The organism is Janibacter limosus, assembly GCF_004295485.1.
Taxonomy (GTDB): Bacteria; Actinomycetota; Actinomycetes; order Actinomycetales; family Dermatophilaceae; genus Janibacter; species Janibacter limosus_A.
The window spans coordinates 2,341,653-2,357,243 of record NZ_CP036164.1; the positions used below are offsets into that span (position 1 = coordinate 2,341,653).

General features: G+C 71.9%; 16 protein-coding genes. 7 read left to right on the forward strand and 9 right to left on the reverse strand.

What is annotated here, in order from left to right:
- Nucleotides 1-134 precede the first annotated feature (134 nt).
- Complete coding sequence (locus tag EXU32_RS11105) at nucleotides 135-1,226, reverse strand: YlbL family protein (protein WP_165399652.1); 1,092 nt, start codon at nucleotides 1,224-1,226, stop codon at nucleotides 135-137.
- 91 nt (nucleotides 1,227-1,317) lie between these two features.
- Between EXU32_RS11105 and EXU32_RS11110 the strand changes: the two genes are divergently transcribed.
- The 4 genes from EXU32_RS11110 to EXU32_RS11125 all read left to right on the forward strand — a co-directional run bounded on the left by EXU32_RS11110 (nucleotide 1,318) and on the right by EXU32_RS11125 (nucleotide 5,683).
- Nucleotides 1,318-2,784 (forward strand): zinc-dependent metalloprotease, encoded by a 1,467-nt coding sequence (locus tag EXU32_RS11110; RefSeq protein WP_242612767.1) that lies wholly within the window; start codon nucleotides 1,318-1,320, stop codon nucleotides 2,782-2,784.
- A complete protein-coding gene (locus EXU32_RS11115; protein WP_130629964.1) occupies nucleotides 2,781-3,326 on the forward strand; it encodes an NUDIX hydrolase in 546 nt (181 codons plus the stop codon). The genes EXU32_RS11110 and EXU32_RS11115 overlap by 4 nt, the downstream gene beginning before the upstream one ends.
- A gap of 135 nt (nucleotides 3,327-3,461) precedes the next feature.
- A complete protein-coding gene (locus tag EXU32_RS11120; RefSeq protein ID WP_130629965.1) occupies nucleotides 3,462-4,376 on the forward strand; it encodes a TOMM precursor leader peptide-binding protein in 915 nt (304 codons plus the stop codon).
- The gene (locus EXU32_RS11125) at nucleotides 4,373-5,683 is read left to right on the forward strand and encodes an ABC1 kinase family protein (RefSeq protein WP_130629966.1); all 1,311 of its coding nucleotides are present in this window, start codon (nucleotides 4,373-4,375) and stop codon (nucleotides 5,681-5,683) included. The genes EXU32_RS11120 and EXU32_RS11125 overlap by 4 nt, the downstream gene beginning before the upstream one ends.
- Before the next feature lie 63 nt (nucleotides 5,684-5,746).
- Here the strand turns inward: EXU32_RS11125 and EXU32_RS11130 are convergent, their stop codons facing one another.
- The 3 genes from EXU32_RS11130 to EXU32_RS11140 all read right to left on the reverse strand — a co-directional run bounded on the left by EXU32_RS11130 (nucleotide 5,747) and on the right by EXU32_RS11140 (nucleotide 7,090).
- Complete coding sequence (locus EXU32_RS11130) at nucleotides 5,747-6,328, reverse strand: HhH-GPD-type base excision DNA repair protein (protein ID WP_130629967.1); 582 nt, start codon at nucleotides 6,326-6,328, stop codon at nucleotides 5,747-5,749.
- 97 nt (nucleotides 6,329-6,425) lie between these two features.
- On the reverse strand, nucleotides 6,426-6,731 hold the full coding sequence (locus EXU32_RS11135) for a hypothetical protein (RefSeq protein WP_130629968.1): 306 nt from the start codon (nucleotides 6,729-6,731) through the stop codon (nucleotides 6,426-6,428).
- Complete coding sequence (locus EXU32_RS11140; protein WP_130629969.1) at nucleotides 6,728-7,090, reverse strand: hypothetical protein; 363 nt, start codon at nucleotides 7,088-7,090, stop codon at nucleotides 6,728-6,730. The genes EXU32_RS11135 and EXU32_RS11140 overlap by 4 nt, the downstream gene beginning before the upstream one ends.
- Nucleotides 7,091-7,282: 192 nt before the next feature.
- Between EXU32_RS11140 and EXU32_RS11145 the strand changes: the two genes are divergently transcribed.
- Together EXU32_RS11145 and EXU32_RS11150 are read left to right on the forward strand one after the other, a co-directional pair.
- Nucleotides 7,283-7,930 (forward strand): response regulator transcription factor, encoded by a 648-nt coding sequence (locus tag EXU32_RS11145; protein WP_130629970.1) that lies wholly within the window; start codon nucleotides 7,283-7,285, stop codon nucleotides 7,928-7,930.
- The gene (locus EXU32_RS11150) at nucleotides 7,927-9,708 is read left to right on the forward strand and encodes a sensor histidine kinase (RefSeq protein WP_130629971.1); all 1,782 of its coding nucleotides are present in this window, start codon (nucleotides 7,927-7,929) and stop codon (nucleotides 9,706-9,708) included. Before EXU32_RS11145 ends, EXU32_RS11150 begins: the two co-directional genes overlap by 4 nt.
- Before the next feature lie 177 nt (nucleotides 9,709-9,885).
- Here the strand turns inward: EXU32_RS11150 and EXU32_RS17620 are convergent, their stop codons facing one another.
- The 5 genes from EXU32_RS17620 to nudC all read right to left on the reverse strand — a co-directional run bounded on the left by EXU32_RS17620 (nucleotide 9,886) and on the right by nudC (nucleotide 13,841).
- Nucleotides 9,886-10,014: a hypothetical protein gene (locus EXU32_RS17620; RefSeq protein WP_278044449.1), complete on the reverse strand. Its 129-nt coding sequence runs from the start codon at nucleotides 10,012-10,014 to the stop codon at nucleotides 9,886-9,888.
- 26 nt (nucleotides 10,015-10,040) lie between these two features.
- Complete coding sequence (locus tag EXU32_RS11155) at nucleotides 10,041-10,310, reverse strand: WhiB family transcriptional regulator (protein WP_130629972.1); 270 nt, start codon at nucleotides 10,308-10,310, stop codon at nucleotides 10,041-10,043.
- A gap of 122 nt (nucleotides 10,311-10,432) precedes the next feature.
- Nucleotides 10,433-10,597 (reverse strand): hypothetical protein, encoded by a 165-nt coding sequence (locus EXU32_RS17180; RefSeq protein ID WP_165399653.1) that lies wholly within the window; start codon nucleotides 10,595-10,597, stop codon nucleotides 10,433-10,435.
- A 127-nt stretch (nucleotides 10,598-10,724) separates the two neighbouring features.
- Nucleotides 10,725-12,782, reverse strand: coding sequence for an ATP-dependent DNA helicase UvrD2 (locus EXU32_RS11160; RefSeq protein WP_278044464.1), 2,058 nt, complete (start codon nucleotides 12,780-12,782; stop codon nucleotides 10,725-10,727).
- A gap of 135 nt (nucleotides 12,783-12,917) precedes the next feature.
- Entirely contained in the window at nucleotides 12,918-13,841 is a 924-nt protein-coding gene (nudC, locus tag EXU32_RS11165) for an NAD(+) diphosphatase (RefSeq protein WP_130629974.1), read from the reverse strand.
- 87 nt (nucleotides 13,842-13,928) lie between these two features.
- Between nudC and EXU32_RS11170 the strand changes: the two genes are divergently transcribed.
- A complete protein-coding gene (locus EXU32_RS11170) occupies nucleotides 13,929-15,410 on the forward strand; it encodes a phosphotransferase (protein ID WP_130629975.1) in 1,482 nt (493 codons plus the stop codon).
- Nucleotides 15,411-15,591 lie beyond the last annotated feature (181 nt).

The following is a 15,591-nucleotide window of genomic DNA, read 5'->3' on the forward strand; positions in this document are numbered from 1 at the left end:
CGCTGCGCGACCTCCTCAGGGAGCGGTCCGAGGAGCTTGCTCTGCGCGACCTCCTCAGGGATCGGTGCCTGAGCGACCTCTCAGGGATCGGTCCCTGAGGAGCTTGCTCTGCAAGCGTCTCGAAGGGCCGGCACTTACTTCTTGACGACGTCCTGACACGTCGGGAAGCCCGCGGTCTCCCCCTTCGCGATGGACTCGACCGTCGTGCTGGCCTGGCTGAAGTCGCTGACCGGGACCACGTTCAAGCCGTCGGGCACGTGGCCAACGACGTCGGTGCAGTTGCTCTCGGGGGCGAGGAACCACGTCGCCCCGGTCTCGCGCGCGCCGACCATCTTCTGCGCGATGCCGCCGATCGGTCCGATCTCACCGGAGTCGTCGATCGTGCCGGTGCCGGCGATCTGCTTCCCGCCGGTCATGGCGCCCGGGGTCAGCCGGTCGCGGACGGCGAGCGCAAACATCATCCCGGCGCTGGGCCCACCGACGTCACCGGCGTCGATGCGCACCTCGAAGGGGTAGTCGTAGGTGGCCTCGATCCCCACGCCGACCCCGGCGCGACCGCCACCGAGGTCGGTCGTCGTCACCGTGACCTCACGCGGCGTGCCGTCCCGGCGCACACCGATGGTCACCTTGTCGCCGACCTTGCGGTCGGAGATGCCGTCCACGACGTCGGCGACGGTCGAGGTCTTCTTGCCGTCGACGGTGAGGATCTCGTCCTCGAGCTCGAGCTTGCCGGCGGCCGGGAGCCCCTTGGCGATCGACCCCACGAGGTTGCGCTGCGGGACCTTGACCCCCGTGCTGCGCATGCCGACCGCGATCGAGTTCTTCTGCGAGCCCTGCATCTGGGCGGCGTTCATCTGCTGGATCTCCTTCGCCGAGCTGTCCGGCGGGAAGACCTCGTCCTCGGGGAGGACCCGCGAGGTGCTGTCGAGCTGGCCCATGACCCACTCCCAGCCGGTGATGTGCCGGTCCGGTCCGCCCAGGACCCGCACGGTGGTGAAGTAGAGGGCCCCGTCGGTGGGGTAGTGCTTCGCGCCGTTGACCACCACGAGCTCGGTGCCGTCACTGAGCTTGCCGAGGGTGTTGGTCGCCGGGCCGGGCTTCTCCACCGCATAGGGCACCTTGACCAGCATGCCGGCGACCACGACCGCGAGGAGGACGAAGGAGATCGCGAGGATCCACCGGGCGATGCGCTCGCTGCGCGGGACGGTGTGGACCGGTTGGGTCACGGGACCTCCTGCCCCGGAGGGAACCATCCGGGGCCAGTCGTGGTTGGGTTGAAGGACAGCACATTCTCTCAGGAAGAGACGGGACGTCGACGTGACCAACGACCCCAGCACCCCAGCCGGTTCCCCCGGGGACGACGGCCTGCCCCCCGAGATCATGAAGATCTTCCGGGACCTCAACGGTGGCCGCGACCTGCCCCCGCAGCTCGTCGAGCAGCTCAAGGCCATGGGCATCGCCGACGCGGACCCTGCGCAGGTGGCCGCCATGACCTCCCAGATCCAGTCGATGTTCGCCCCCGGGGCCCAGCGGAAGGGGGTGGACGTCGCCTCCGCGACCGCCACCGCCCAGGAGCACGCCGAGTCCGAGGACCACGAGATGGGTTCTCGCGAGACGGTGCTCGCCGAGCAGGCGGTCCACGTCGCCTCGATGTGGCTGGACCAGGTCACCGACCTCGAGGCCCCCGCGCTCACCGGCGCCGCGCTCTCCCGGGCGGAGTGGATCGAGGAGACGATGCCCGTGTGGGCCTCGCTCGTCGACCCGGTCGCCGACGGGCTGTCCGCCGCGATCCGTGAGTCGATGACCGCCCGGCTCGGTGACGCCGACGCGCCCGACCTGCAGGCAATGGGCCTGCCCGCCGGGATGGACCTGTCGATGCTCAAGCAGCAGCTGTCTCCCTTCGTCGACACGATGGCCTCCACGCTCATCACCGGCCAGACCGCCGAGGCCGTCGGGACGCTGTCCTCCGACACGCTCACCGCGACCGAGGTCGGGGTGCCGCTCCTCACCTCGAGGGTGGCGCTGCTGCCCGGCAATGTCGCGGCCTTCGCCGACGGCCTGGACGTCTCGCTCGACGAGGTGTGGCTGCACCTCGCGGCCCGTGAGGCCGCCCGCATGCGCCTCTTCACGGCCGTCCCGTGGATCGGTCCGCAGATCCTCGCCGCCGTGCAGTCCTATGCACGCGGCATCGCGATCGACACCGACGCGATCGATGCCGCCGTCCGCGACATCGACCCGTCCGACCCCGAGGCCCTGCAGGAGGCACTGACCGGTGGCTTCCTCAACCCGAGCCCCACTGCGGCACAACGGCAGGCGCTCGTCCAGCTCGAGACCTGGCTGGCCCTCGTCGAGGGCTGGGTCGACCACGTCGCCGCCCGCGCCACCGCCCAGCACCTCCCCCACACGAGCGCCATGACCGAGATGATCCGGCGTCGTCGCGCCACGGGCGGCCCCGCGGAGAAGACCTTCGCCGGTCTCGTCGGCCTCGAGCTGCGCCCCCGCCGGCTGCGCGACGCCGCCAGCCTCTTCGCCGCGCTCGAGGAGCGGGTCGGCGCCTCCGGTCGCGACGGCGTGTGGGCCCACCCCGACGTCGCCCCCTCGGGCGCGGACCTGGACGACATCCTGGGTTTTGTCGAGCGCACCGCCACGGGTGGCGGCTCCTCCGAGAGCGCCGACCTCGACGCCGCGCTGGAGTCGATCCTCCGCGAGGCCGACGAGGGCGGCAAGGGCGAAGGGGGCTCTGCCACAGGCGGATCCGACCCCGACGCTCCCCCGACCGCGTGACCACGCACGCCCACCTCGACGAGGACCTGCGCGCACTGCTCGCCGGGTGGAGCGCCCCCACCGACGCCCAGGAGCGGCTGCGGCAGGACTACCTCGCGCATCTCGAGGTCCATGAGGACGCGAGCGCCAAGGCCGGCCCGCCGGCCCACTTCACCGCCTCCTGCCTCGTCGTCGACGAGGCGGGTGAGCAGGTGCTGCTGACCCTGCACCGCAAGGTCGGGCGGTGGCTGCAGTTCGGCGGGCACATCGAGGCGAGCGACGCGTCGGTCGCCGGTGCCGCCCTGCGTGAGGCCGTCGAGGAGTCTGGGCTGCCCTCGGGGTCGCTGGCCCTGCGGCCCGGTCTGGCCCAGCTGGACCGGCACGCGCTCGGGTCGGGCTTCACCCGCTGCACCGAGCACCTCGACCTGCGCTGGATCGCGGTCGCGGCGGCAGGCAGCCAGCCGGTCGTCTCCGAGGAGTCGCTCGACGTCGCCTGGTGGCCCGTCGACGCCCTTCCGCGCGGCACGGAGGACTCGATCCGAGAGCTCGTCGCCCTGGCCTGACCTGGGTGGAGGTGAACTCGCGGACGAATCGTCCGCGAGCTCGCGTCCACCGCCGCGGGCACCCATCACCTGCCTGTGGATGACGCCGGGGGCTCGGGCGCGGACTGCGCCACAGTGGGTGGTCACTGATCCCGGATGACCGAGCGAGCGATGATGCCCCCACCAACTCCCCGTCCACGCGAGGCGCGGCTGCGCCCCCTTCGCCGGCCGGACGGGAGCGTGCAGCTCGGCCTCGGGCCCCGCTCGCTGCGTCTCCTCGGGCTCACCGACGCCGAGGTGCGCTGGCTGGCGACCATGGACCCGGGCCGCGCGCTGACCCAGGCCATCACCACGGCAGCCCTCGAGGGGATCGAGCCCGCACGAGCGACCGACGTGCTCGACCGGCTCGTGACCGGCGGGCTGCTCTCCCCCGTCCCCACGGAGCGGCTGCCCGCCATCGCGGTGGTTGGCTCCGGAGCCCTCCCGGCCCTGCTGACCGATGTCCTGCGGCAGGGTGAGCAGGTGAGCGTCACCCGGGTGCGTACCGGTGGCGAAGGGGGGCACCCCGATCTCGCGGTCGTGGTCAGCTCCGCGCCCGCCGACCCGGCCGCCGTGCACCCGTGGCTCACCGCGGGCACCCCGGTCCTGCCCCTGTGGTGCCAGCCGGAGCACGCGAGCATCGGCCCCGTCATCGCGCCCGGCGGGCGGCCGTGCCTGCACTGCCTGGACCTGACCCGCATCACCATCGACCCCGACTGGCCGCACCTGCGGGCACAGCTCATCCGCCCCCGGATCACGGGCCCCGAGCCCACCGACGGGCTGCCGGCCGTCCGGCTGCTCGCAGCTGGCCTGACCACCGCCCTGGCCCTCGACCACGTGGCCGGCAGGCTCACGACACCCGAGTGGTCATTCGAGGTGGCCACGCCCGGCCCGACCCTCGAGCGGCACCGGTGGCCCGCCCATCCCCGGTGCCCCGAGTGCGGCGACGACACCGGTGACGCGCCGGCGACACCCGAGCCCGACGGGGGATCCAGCCTTCGCCCAGCGTGGGGAGACACAATGGCGGGGTGAGCCAGATCCCCCGAGGAGCCGCCGGCCGTGCCGCGCGGCTCGCATCCTTGCCGCTCGGCCATGCCGGGCGCAGCGCCCGCGGCATGGGCCGCCGCCTGACCGGCACCCCGGCCGCCGTCGTCAACGAGGAGATCCAGCGCCGCACCGCGGAGCAGCTCTTCGCGGTCCTCGGCTCCCTCAAGGGGGGCGCGATGAAGGTCGGGCAGGCCTTGTCCGTGCTCGAGGCCGCGATGCCCGAGGACTTCGTCGAGCCCTACCGGGAGATGCTCGTCCGACTGCAGGACGCCGCCCCACCGATGCCCATCGCCGAGGTCCACCAGGTCCTCGTGCGCGACCTCGGGCCGCAGTGGCGCGAGACGCTGACCATCGAGGACACGCCCGTGGCGGCCGCCTCGATCGGGCAGGTGCACCGCGGTGTGGCCGCCGACGGCCGTGCGGTGGCGGTCAAGGTGCAGTACCCGGGCGCCGACAAGGCGCTGCGGTCGGACCTGCAGCAGATCGCCCGACTGGCCCGGCTGGCGACGACCTGGATGCCGGCGATCGACATCAAGCCGGTGACCGACGAGCTGCTCGCCGCGGCCGACGAGGAGCTCGACTACGCGCTCGAGGCCGGCAACCAGCGGGCCTTCGCCGAGGCCTTCCGCGACGACCCGGACGTCGCCGTCCCCGATGTCGTGCTCCAGACCCGTCACGTGCTCGTCGGCGAGTGGCTCGAGGGCGCCCCGCTCAGCCAGGTCATCCGCCAGGGCGACCAGGACGTGCGCAACCGGGTCGGGCAGCTCTACCTCGAGTTCCTCCTCGACGGCCCTCGCCGGGCGGGACTGCTCCACGCCGACCCGCACCCCGGCAACTTCCGCCTGACCCCGGACGGGCGACTCGGCGTCATCGACTACGGCGCGGTGGCGCGACTGCCCGGCGGGATCCCGCCGGTGATCGGCGCCCTCGTGCGCCAAGCCCTCGACGGCGACGCCGGGGCCGTGATCGACGGCCTGCGCGCCGAGGGCTTCATCCTCCCGGGCATCGAGGTCGACCCCGACGAGGTGCTCTCCTACGTGCTGCCCTTCATCGAGCCGCTGCGCGAGCCGGAGCACGCCTTCACCCGCGAGTGGCTGCGTGGTGCGGCACGCGGGGCCATCGACGTGCGCGCGCCCGAGTTCGCGACCGGTCTGCGGATGAACATGCCGCGCGAGTACGCGATGATCCACCGGGTCTTCGTCGGCGCGACCGGTGTGCTCAGCCAGCTCGGCGCGACGATCCCGGCCCGCGGGTCGATGGAGCGGTTGCTGCCCGGCTTCGCCGACGAGTGAGACCGGCCTGCATTGCCCTCTGGCAATGCAGGTCCATGGGGTCGGCCGTGCGGTCGGTCGTGGTCAGGCCTTGGCCTTCGCGGCCTTGGCCTGCGCCTTGGCGGCCTTCTTGAAGTCGCGGACCTCGTGCAGAGAGGTCTCGTCGGTGACGTCGGCGACCGAGCGTCGCGCGCCCTCCTCGGCGTAGGGGCCGATCGCCTCGCGCCAGCCCTCCGGCCGGACGTCGAGCTGCTTGCCCAGGAGCGCGGCGAAGATGCGCGCCTTCTGGTCGCCGAAGCCGGGCAGGGCCTTCAGCCGCTTGACGACCTCGGCGGTCCCGACGCCGGTCCAGATCGCCGTCACGTCACCGTCGTACTCGTCCCGGACCACGGCCGCGACGGCCTGGATGCGGCCGGCCATCGAGCGTCCGTACCGGTGCACGGCCGGTGGGGTGGAGCACAGGTCGGCGAAAGCCTCGGGCTCTGCGTCGGCGATCTTCGCCGGGTCGAGGCTGCCGAAGCGCTCCTTGACCTTCGCCGGGCCCGCGAAGGCCCGCTCCATCGGGAACTGCTGGTCCAGCAGCATGCCGACGAGCAGGGCGAAGGGGTCGGTCGAGAGCAGCTCGTCGGCGGTCTCGTCCTGGGCGATGCGAAGGGAGGTGGCCATGTCGCCAAGCCTGCCACGTCCCCCTTCGGCCAGACAGTGACCCGCTGACCGCGCCGCACCGCATGCCCCGGATGGATGCGGCATGCGGCGCAGCGGTTCAGGCACTTCTCAGCTGGGCGCCGGTCCGGCGCTGGCGTACCCAACAGCCCAGACGGACCAGGACCAGACCGGCCAGGAACACGGTGAGGGTGACGACGCCGTACCCGATCGGGAAGGCCTCGTTGACCGGGTCGCCACCCGGGGCCACCTCACCCAGGTCCGCGATGAACATCGGCAACAGGTAGACGGCCTGAAACGTGAACGCCCACAGGTAAGCCACGGCATAGGTCACGTTGGCAGCGAAGTAGGAGGACATGAGGTAGCCGAGCGGAAAGGCCATCAGGATCGTCACGACCGCGATCATCGGACCGTCACCCTCTCAGGCAAGGCTGCAGGGCGGGGCGAAGGAGACATCATCAGGACCACGCTGACGATGGTCGCCAGCGTGACACCCGCCACCATCACCTTCACCCACGGAGGCACGTCGACGAACAGTGCCGGCAGTGCGGTGATCGCGATGATGATCGACGAGCCAGCGACGACCCTGATGGCGCCGCGACTGCCGCTGCGCCAAGCGATGATGGCCGCCACGAGCACCACGAGCCCAAGGAGCGAGTCGACGGCGAGCACCACGAGCGGTGGGCCCGTCTCGCCGTCGGGCGAAGGCGACAGCACGCTGGGGATGCTGCCCGCGCCAAGGAGGCCAGCGATCACGACGCCCATCTTCTGATGGGTGGAGAGAGCATTCATTGGAGGCTCCTGCCCGGTGGCGGTCCGGTTGACCGCGATGGATCCACCGTGCCGCGTCCCATCCTCCCGCGGACAGGGCGGTCGTTCCCGTCGCTGCCCCGGACTTCCTGGCCAGTCGGGAAGTTCTTCCCGTGCCGACCGGCCACCAAGGCGCCATGATGAACCATGACGCTACGGATCGTCCTCGCCGATGACCACCCGGTCGTCCGTGGCGGGCTCGCGGCCCTGATCGGCACGCTGCCCGGCCTCGAGCTCGTCGGTGAGGCCGCTGATGGCCAGGCGGCCGTGCGACAGGTGCAGCTGCTCAAGCCCGACGTGGTGCTGATGGACGTGCGGATGCCGCTGGTCGATGGAGTGGAGGCGACCCGCCGAATCCAGCGAGCGGTACCGGAGACTGCGGTGCTGATCCTCACGATGTACGACGACGACGCGACCGTCTTCACGGCGATGCGGGCCGGTGCGCGGGGCTACCTGCTCAAGGGTGCCGAGCAGGACGAGATCCTGGCAGCGATCTACGCGGTCGCGGCCGGACAGACCATCTTCGGTCCGGCGATCGCGGCTCGGGTGCTGGGCTTCTTCGAGGCGGCGGCCACCCCGGCGCAAGGCGCGTTTCCCGAGCTGACCGACCGCGAACGGCAGATCCTTGACCTCCTCGCCGGCGGGCGCCGCACGCAGGCGATCGCCGAGGAGCTCTTCCTCTCGTCCAAGACCATCAGCAACCACCTGACCACGATCTTCGCCAAGCTCCAGGTCGCTGACCGCACGGCAGCGATCATCCTCGCCCGCGAGGGCGGGCTCGGTCGGACCACATGATCACCGGTCCGGTGACGATGGCCATGGTGATGCTGGCCGTCTCGCTCATCGGCAGCGGCACGGCCATGTTGCGGTTGGGCCGGGCGAGGGTCGCCGGGGGTGTCCTGGTCCTCACCGGCGCCGGGCTCCTGGTCGCGTGCGTGCTGGAATCAACGGGGCTTGCCGAGGGAGCACGGATTGCCCTCTTCGCCACGGCGTTGTTGCTTGCCCCGCTGGCCGTGGTGGCCTACCCACGGTTCGATGTGCGTTCCCCGGTCGAGTTCGTGGTGCTGATCGTCGTCATTGCGGCTGGCGCGATGGGCGCCCTCGTCGCGGTGCGCACATCGGTCCAGCAAGCCATGGTGCTGATCATCCTGTTGGCGCTGATCGGGCTGGTCTGGTGGCGGCTCGAACACGCCGTGGGACCTGACCGGTGGGCCTTGAGCTGGTGCGCTCTGGGTGCCGGGTCGGGTGTCTTGGGCGCCGGTGTCGCCTCCTTCGCCGCCCCCAACGTCTCGGGCGCGGTCCTCGCTGTCGTCTTGCTCTGCCTGGTGGGACCTGCAATGTATGTGGGTGCCGTGCACCCAGATCTTGTCGACGTGCGGGGCGTCGCCGTCCACGTCGTCGTGGCCGTGACCGCATCCGTCGGATATGTCGCGGCGTTCGTCGGTCTGGCGGCTTTCCTCGAATTGCTGGCAGGCGGCCAGCCCTCGGTCGGCGTCCTCGGGATCATCGGTGCCGGGCTGGCGGCGACCTTCCAGCCGGCACGCCAGTTGCTGCGCGGCGTGATCGACGAGCTGCTCTTCGGCTCCCGGCCCGACCCACTGGGCGTTGCCGGCGAAGTGGCCGACCAGGTCGGCGACGACCCGCTGAGGGCCTTGCACGTCATCCGTCACGCGATGGTGCTTCCCTACGTGGCTGTGCGGATGAACGGCGCGGTGGTTGCCGAGTCGGGTACCGAGGTCATGCACACGAGAGTTCTCGCGCTGGGCACCGCCCACGCGGCGCAGGCCGGCAGCACGCACAGCGAACTCGTCGTCGGCCTTCGGCCCGGCGACCTGGGCATGAGCCCTGCCGACGAACAGGTCCTGCACCTGGTCGTCCCCTTGCTGGCCCAGACCCTGCGGGCGCGCGGACTGGCGGCGGATCTGCAGTCCTCACGTGAGCAGACGATCACCGGCATCGAGGAGGAGCGCCGACGATTGCGTCGCGATCTGCACGACGGGATGGGCCCCCGGTTGTCCGGCATCGCCTTCATCGCTGACGCGGCGCTCAACTCGGTTCGCACGGATCCAACGGCCGCCGAGGGACATCTGCGCTTCCTGCGGACCGAGACGGTGGGCGTCATCGAGGACATCCGCGACCTGGTCTATGCGATGCGGCCACCGGCCCTCGACGAGCTTGGCCTGGTTCCTGCCATCCGGCAGCACGCGAGCACTCTTCGCTCACCTGACGGTGCTGGCATCGAGGTGTCCGTATGGGCCGATGCCTGCGCCCCGCTGACCGCTGCTGCCGAGGTGGCGGCCTACCGGATCGTGGTCGAGGCTCTCGCGAACGTTGCCCGACACAGCGGTGCCAGCGCCGCCTCGGTCCGCCTGACCTGGGCGGTCGAAGGTGTGGTCATCGAGGTCCGTGACAACGGTGGTCCAGGCAGCACCTGGACCTCCGGCATCGGACTGGCATCGATGCGAGAGCGTGCCGCCGAGCTCGGTGGCACACTGCTCGCTCGACCGGATTCCTCCGGTGGCGTGGTCATCGCCACGTTGCCACGAGGACCATCGGTCATGATCGACCCCTGAACCAGGTTCGCGGCACGGCGGCGCCAGTCGCGTTCTTGCGTATGGGTCGGTCGGTGACCTCGACGCTGACCGGATCGATCTGACCGTCGACGCCAAGAGGCCCCACCCGGGGCATCGGGTGGGGCCTCTGGTCGAGACCGTCTGGCCGGGCGTCACGCGCCGGCCGTCGGATGGTGCTCACCGGAAGCTCAGGTGAGCGGGGCGGGGGTCGACGCGTCGGGCGTCGGCCAGACGGCGGTCGACGTCGGGGACGTAGGCCAGCGGCCGGTCCACGGGACGCGGACGGAGCAGCGTGAAGAACTTCATCGTGGTCATCTCCTCTCTCGGGTCGCTCAGGCGGGGATGGGGTACTTGCGGGGTCGGCCACGGGGCCGCTTGCGGGGGATGACGCGTCCGGAGTCGAAGAGCTCGCCACCCCAGACGCCCCAGGGCTCGCGCCGCTCGAGGGCGCCGTCGAGGCAGACCTGCTGGAAGGGACAGTCGCCGCAGAGCGCCTTGGCGAACTCGACTCCGGCGGGCGTCTCGGCGAACCAGATCTCCGGCTCCTCGGCCTGGCAGGGCGTGAGTCGCTGTATGGGTGGGTGGGTGGTCAGTGCAGTCACGTCGGGGTCTCCTGTGTGAGCGTGTGCTTCGGTTGTGTTCGAGAGAGGTGGGGACACGACAAAGGCCGCGGTTCCCGGTGTGTGGGATGCCGCGGCCTGGAGGAGGACCAGTGAGGTCGTCTCTAGACGACAGGTCCTGCAGGGCGCGGATCCACGACGAAGGCAGTCTTCGGCTCGATGGCCAGACCTCGGCCACGATCGGTGAAGACGACGCCGCCGATGTGATCGGCGGAGCGCACGAGGGCAGCCTGGGACGGGATGATCGTCATCGTGGTGATGGTGTCCATGGGTCCTGCCCTCCTCTCGTCGTTGCGCTCTTCGGATCACACGCTCGGCATGTCCGACTGACTGGGACCAAACCTAGAGCACACATCCGGCGCGCGCCACCGAATTAAATTCCGGAGTTCTTCCGGATCAGTCCTCGGGCTCCCCGGCGGCCGCCTCGGCGACCTCGTCGGGGTCGGCGCCACCGACCACGGCGAGCACCTGGTCGGCGTAGAGCGAGAGCTTGCGCGGACCCACCCCGCTGATCGCGGACAGGTCGCGCTGGTGGGCCGGCTCGGCCTCGGCGATGGCCTCGAGCGTGGCGTCGGTGAAGACGACGAAGGCCGGCACGGAGGCCGCGCGTGACACCGCGAGCCGCCAGCTGCGCAGCCTCTCGAAGGTCGCCTCGTCATAGGTGGGCGGGCAGTCCGGGCAGCGGCCCGACGCGCGCTCGGTGGCGGTGCTCAGGTCGTTGCCGCACACCTTGCACACCTTGGGCCGGGAGGGCTTGAGCCGCCCGCCGGCCTTGGGCGACGACGACCGCTTGGGGGTGGAGCGGGCGCCCTCCCCGAGGATGCCGGCGGTCTGGTCGAGGAAGCGGCTGACCCGCCGGCTGGCCCGGGCGCCCGGCGTGCGGGCCCGTGCCCACGACAGGTGCAGCACCTCGCGAGCACGAGTGACGCCGACGTACATCAGGCGACGCTCCTCCTCGATCTCGTCGACGCCCTCGGCCATCATGATCGGCAGCAGCCCGTCGGAGCAGCCGGCGAGGAAGACGACGTCCCACTCCAGGCCCTTGGCCGCGTGCAGCGACGCCAGCGTGACGCCCTCGACGTCGGGTGCGTGCTGCGACGCGATCCGCTCGTCGAGGTCGCGCACGAGGTCGGGCAGCCTGGCCTCGGGCGTGGCCGCGACCAGCCTCGCCGACAGGTCGACCAGCGCCTTGAGCGACTCCCACCGCGAGCGCACCGCCCCGGTGCTGGCCGGTGGGTCCTCGTGCCAGCCCAGACCGCCGAGCACGTCACCGACGAGAGCGGGCAGCTCCTTGCTCCCGTCGTCCTGCCGAGCGGCGCCGCGCAGCAGCAGCACCGCCTCGCGCACCTCCTTGCGGGAGAAGAAGCGCTCTCCCCCCTTGACGAGATAGGGCACGTCGGCGTCGGCGAGCGCCGACTCGAGGGCCTCGGACTGGCCGTTGGTGCGGAAGAGCACCGCGATCTCGCTGAGCGGCCGTCCCTGCGCGGCGAGCTCCTTGATCTTGCCGGCCACCCACGAGGCCTCGGCCGGGTCGTCGTCGAGCGCGGTGAGCGAAGGGGGGATCCCCCCTTCGCGCTGCGGCACCAGCTCGACGGAGCCGCCGCGCCGCTGGCCGGTGCCGTCGGTGAGCATGCGGTTGGCGAGCGTGAGGACCGGCGGGGTCGACCGGTAGTTGCGCACCAAGCGCACCTGCTGCGCCCCGGGGTGGTGCTGCGTGAAGCGCAGCAGGTGCTCGGGGGTCGCCCCGGTGAAGGAGTAGATCGTCTGGGCCGGGTCGCCGACGACGCAGATGTCGCCGCGGCCACCGAGCCAGAGGTCGAGCAGGCGCTGCTGCAGGGCGTTGACGTCCTGGTACTCGTCGACGACGAAGTGCCGGTACTGGTCACGTACGGTGCGTGCGATGTCGTCGCGCTCCTCGAGGATCCCGACGGTGAGCAGCAGGACGTCCTCGAAGTCGATGACCCCCCGCTCGCCCTTGACGTCCTCGTAGGTCGAGATCAGGCGTGCCATGGCGGTGTGGTCCATGCCCGGCGGCTCGCGGCGGGCCCGCCGGGCCGCCGCCGGGTAGGTCTCGGGCGTCAGGAGCGACACCTTGGACCACTCGACCTCGGCGGAGACGTCGCGCAGCTCGGAGCGGTCCAGGCGCATGCCCATGCGCGAGGCGGCCTCGGCGACGGCCGGACCCTTGTACGACATGATCTCGGGCGCGGCGCCCCCGATCGCGGACGGCCAGAAGTAGTGCAGCTGGCGCAGCGCCGCGGAGTGGAAGGTGCGCGCCTGCACCCCCGCGACGCCCAGGTCACGCAGCCGGGTGCGCATCTCGCCCGCGGCCCGTGCGGTGAAGGTCACGGCGAGCACCCGCTGCGGTTGGTAGGCACCGGAGGCGACGCCGTAGGCGATGCGGTGGGTGATCGCGCGGGTCTTGCCGGTGCCGGCCCCCGCCAGCACGACCATCGGGCCGCTCGGGTTGGCGGCGACCTCGCGCTGCTCGGGATCGAGCGCGTCGAGGATGTCGTCCGCGGACTGCGGGCCGGCCGAGATGCTCACCCGGGCACTCTCTCACCCACGGCCGACAGCACCCAACGTGGCTCAGCCCAGCTCGTCGAGGCGGTGCCCGAGCCAGCCCTCGATGAGCCGGGCCGAGATCGACAGGCGCCCCGCGGCCCGCGCGTACCCCTCGGCCAGCTCGTGGCGGAACTCCTCACGCGTGAACCACCTGGCCTCGGCGATCTCGTCCGGCTGGCAGGTCAGCTCGGTGCTTGTCGCGCGGGCGGTGCAGCCGAGCATGAGGGACGCGGGGAAGGGCCACGGCTGGTCGGCGACGAAGCGCACGTCGCGCACGCTCACGCCCACCTCCTCGCCGACCTCGCGGATGACGGCGCCGGCGATCGTCTCACCCGGCTCGACGAACCCCGCGAGGACGGAGAACCTGCCTTCGGGCCAGCCGATGTTGCGGGCAAGCAGCAGCCGGTCCGCGTCGTCGGTGACGGCCATGATCACGGCCGGGTCGGTGCGCGGGTAGTGCTCGGACCCGTCGTGCGGGCAGCGGCGCACCCAGCCGGAGGAGACGACGTCGGTCGGCTCCCCGCACCGCGGGCACCGCGGGTGGCGCACGTGCCAGTTGGCCAGCCCCAGCGCCGTGGCGAAGAGGGCGGCGTGGGCCTGCGGCAGCTCCGCTGCGACTTCGCGCAGGCTCGCGAAGGGAGCGGAGTCCAGTCGCTCCTCACGGGAGGGACCTCCCTTCGGCGGGAAGGGCCGGCAGGCGGCGACGTGGGCGATCCCCTCGTGGCGACCCAGGTAGAGCAGGAGTGTGTCGGCGTCCGCCGGGGTGGGCGACCGCAGGGCCAGCGACCGGTCGGGGCGAAGGGGGCTGCGGTCACCGAGCAGCTCCAGGACGCGGGTGGCCGGGTCGGCGAGGAGCGTCTCGAGCCATCTCGGCGCGTCGCGCTCCGGGCCATCGCGGTCGATGACCGGTGCGGTCATGGGCAGGTCGTGCATCGGGTCGTGGTCCACGTCACCCACCCTAGGGACCGGCCCCGGATCCTCGCGCGGAGGGCGTTGGTCCCGGCATCTGCGCCGCTCTCCTAATACGGTGGGCGGGTGACCTCTCGTGGACCGCTCGCTCTCGCTGCCCTGGCCAGCGCCGCCGTACCAGGCCTCGACCCCAGCTCGGTCGAGGGGGTCGTGGGCTCTGGACCCAGCCGATCCTTCGAGGTCGCCTTCGTCCAGGACCACGAGCACCGCCGCTGGGTGATCCGCTGCCCGCGCACGCCCGCGGCCTCCGCCCGGCTCGAGCAGTCGGCCGCCCTCCTGGCCCTGCTCACCCGTCGCCTGACCATGCCGGTCCCCGTGGTCAAGGGCTGGGTGGCACTGCCCGAAGGGGGCCGGGCCGCCGTCCACGCCTACCTCACCGGACGGGCCATCGACCTCGCGTCGATCGCCCCCGGCTCCTCCCTCGCCGTCGGGCTGGGTCGAGCGCTGGCCCACCTGCACAACCTCGACCGACGCATCTACGAGGAGGCCGGCGTCCCCGTCTACGAGGCGGAGGCGTACCGCACCCGACGTCTGGCCGAGCTGGACCGGGCCGCCGCCACGGGGCGCGTCCCGACGGGTCTGCTCACCCGCTGGGAGCACACCCTCGAGGACGTCTCGCTGTGGCGCTTCACGACCACGCCGACGCATGGCGGCATCGGGTCGTCGACGATCTTGGCCACCCCCGACGACGGCGAGGACCCTGACGTCAAGTCACTGCTCGGCTGGGAGTCGGCCCAGGTCGCCGACCCGGCCGATGACCTCGCGGCGCTCGTCGGCGAGCTGCACCCCGACAGCCTCGACACGGTGCTGGAGGCCTATGCCCATGCCCGGTCCGACCGGCCGGACCAGCACCTGCAGGAGCGCGCCCGGCTCGTGCACCAGATGCAGCTCGTCCGCACGATGATGTCCGCCGTCGCGGCCGGCGACGACGAGGGCGCAGAGGAGCACGCGCGGCAGCTGCGCCGTCTCGACGACCGACTCGCGCGCGAGGACGAGGAGCACGCGGCAGCAGCCAAGCGCGTCGTGCGGCCCGCCGCACCCGCCGCGGGGGCCGCCTCCGACACCCCGCCCGAGGCTGCCGCTGACGCCGACAAGGGCTCTTCGGTCGAGGCAGTCGAGGCCCCGTCGCGTGACGCGGACGCCACCGACAGCTCTCCGCGAGACGCCGCGTCCGGAGCGGATCAGACAGCGGGCGGGGAGGGTCACACCGTGGCCGGGCAGGACCAGACCCTCGCCGCAGACGGTGACGAGGAGGCAGCCGTCGAGGTCGAGGCCACCGGCGCCCCGACGCCGGTCGAGGTCCCCGCCAGCAACACCTCGCATGCTGCGCCGAAGGACTCGGACGCCGGACCTGCATCTGCGTCTGGGGACACCATGACTCGGGCCAGCGATTCCGCCACGACCGACCTGACCAGCAGCTCGGACGGCTCACCCACCACCGACACCGCCCCGGTGCCGCACTTGGTCCGCGACCACGAGACCGCGGAGATCGTCCCGCTCACCGGCGACGAGGGCGACGACGTCCTCCCGCCCTCGCCCCGCCGCTGACCCGCCGCCGCTCCGCCCCCCGGGTGGAGGTATACCCGCGGACGATTCCTCCTCGAGTCGGCATCCACCCACGCCGCCACCCCCACGGGTGGAGGTGAACTCGCCGACGATTCCTCCGCGAGTCGGCATCCACCCGCTCTGGGCGACCCAGCACCCACCCCACCCGCACCCTGCGAGTGGA

Excerpts from the sequence above, each read along its gene's own strand:
- EXU32_RS11120 (WP_130629965.1), top strand. The coding sequence starts at position 3,462 with ATGACCGAGCGAGCGATGATGCCCCCACCAACTCCCCGTCCACGCGAG.
- EXU32_RS11130 (WP_130629967.1), bottom strand. The coding sequence starts at position 6,328 with ATGGCCACCTCCCTTCGCATCGCCCAGGACGAGACCGCCGACGAGCTG.
- EXU32_RS11135 (WP_130629968.1), bottom strand. The coding sequence starts at position 6,731 with ATGATCGCGGTCGTGACGATCCTGATGGCCTTTCCGCTCGGCTACCTC.
- EXU32_RS11140 (WP_130629969.1), bottom strand. The coding sequence starts at position 7,090 with ATGGGCGTCGTGATCGCTGGCCTCCTTGGCGCGGGCAGCATCCCCAGC.
- EXU32_RS11145 (WP_130629970.1), top strand. The coding sequence starts at position 7,283 with ATGACGCTACGGATCGTCCTCGCCGATGACCACCCGGTCGTCCGTGGC.
- EXU32_RS11150 (WP_130629971.1), top strand. The coding sequence starts at position 7,927 with ATGATCACCGGTCCGGTGACGATGGCCATGGTGATGCTGGCCGTCTCG.
- EXU32_RS17620 (WP_278044449.1), bottom strand. The coding sequence starts at position 10,014 with ATGAAGTTCTTCACGCTGCTCCGTCCGCGTCCCGTGGACCGGCCGCTG.
- EXU32_RS17180 (WP_165399653.1), bottom strand. The coding sequence starts at position 10,597 with ATGGACACCATCACCACGATGACGATCATCCCGTCCCAGGCTGCCCTC.
- EXU32_RS11160 (WP_278044464.1), bottom strand. The coding sequence starts at position 12,782 with ATGGTCGTGCTGGCGGGGGCCGGCACCGGCAAGACCCGCGCGATCACC.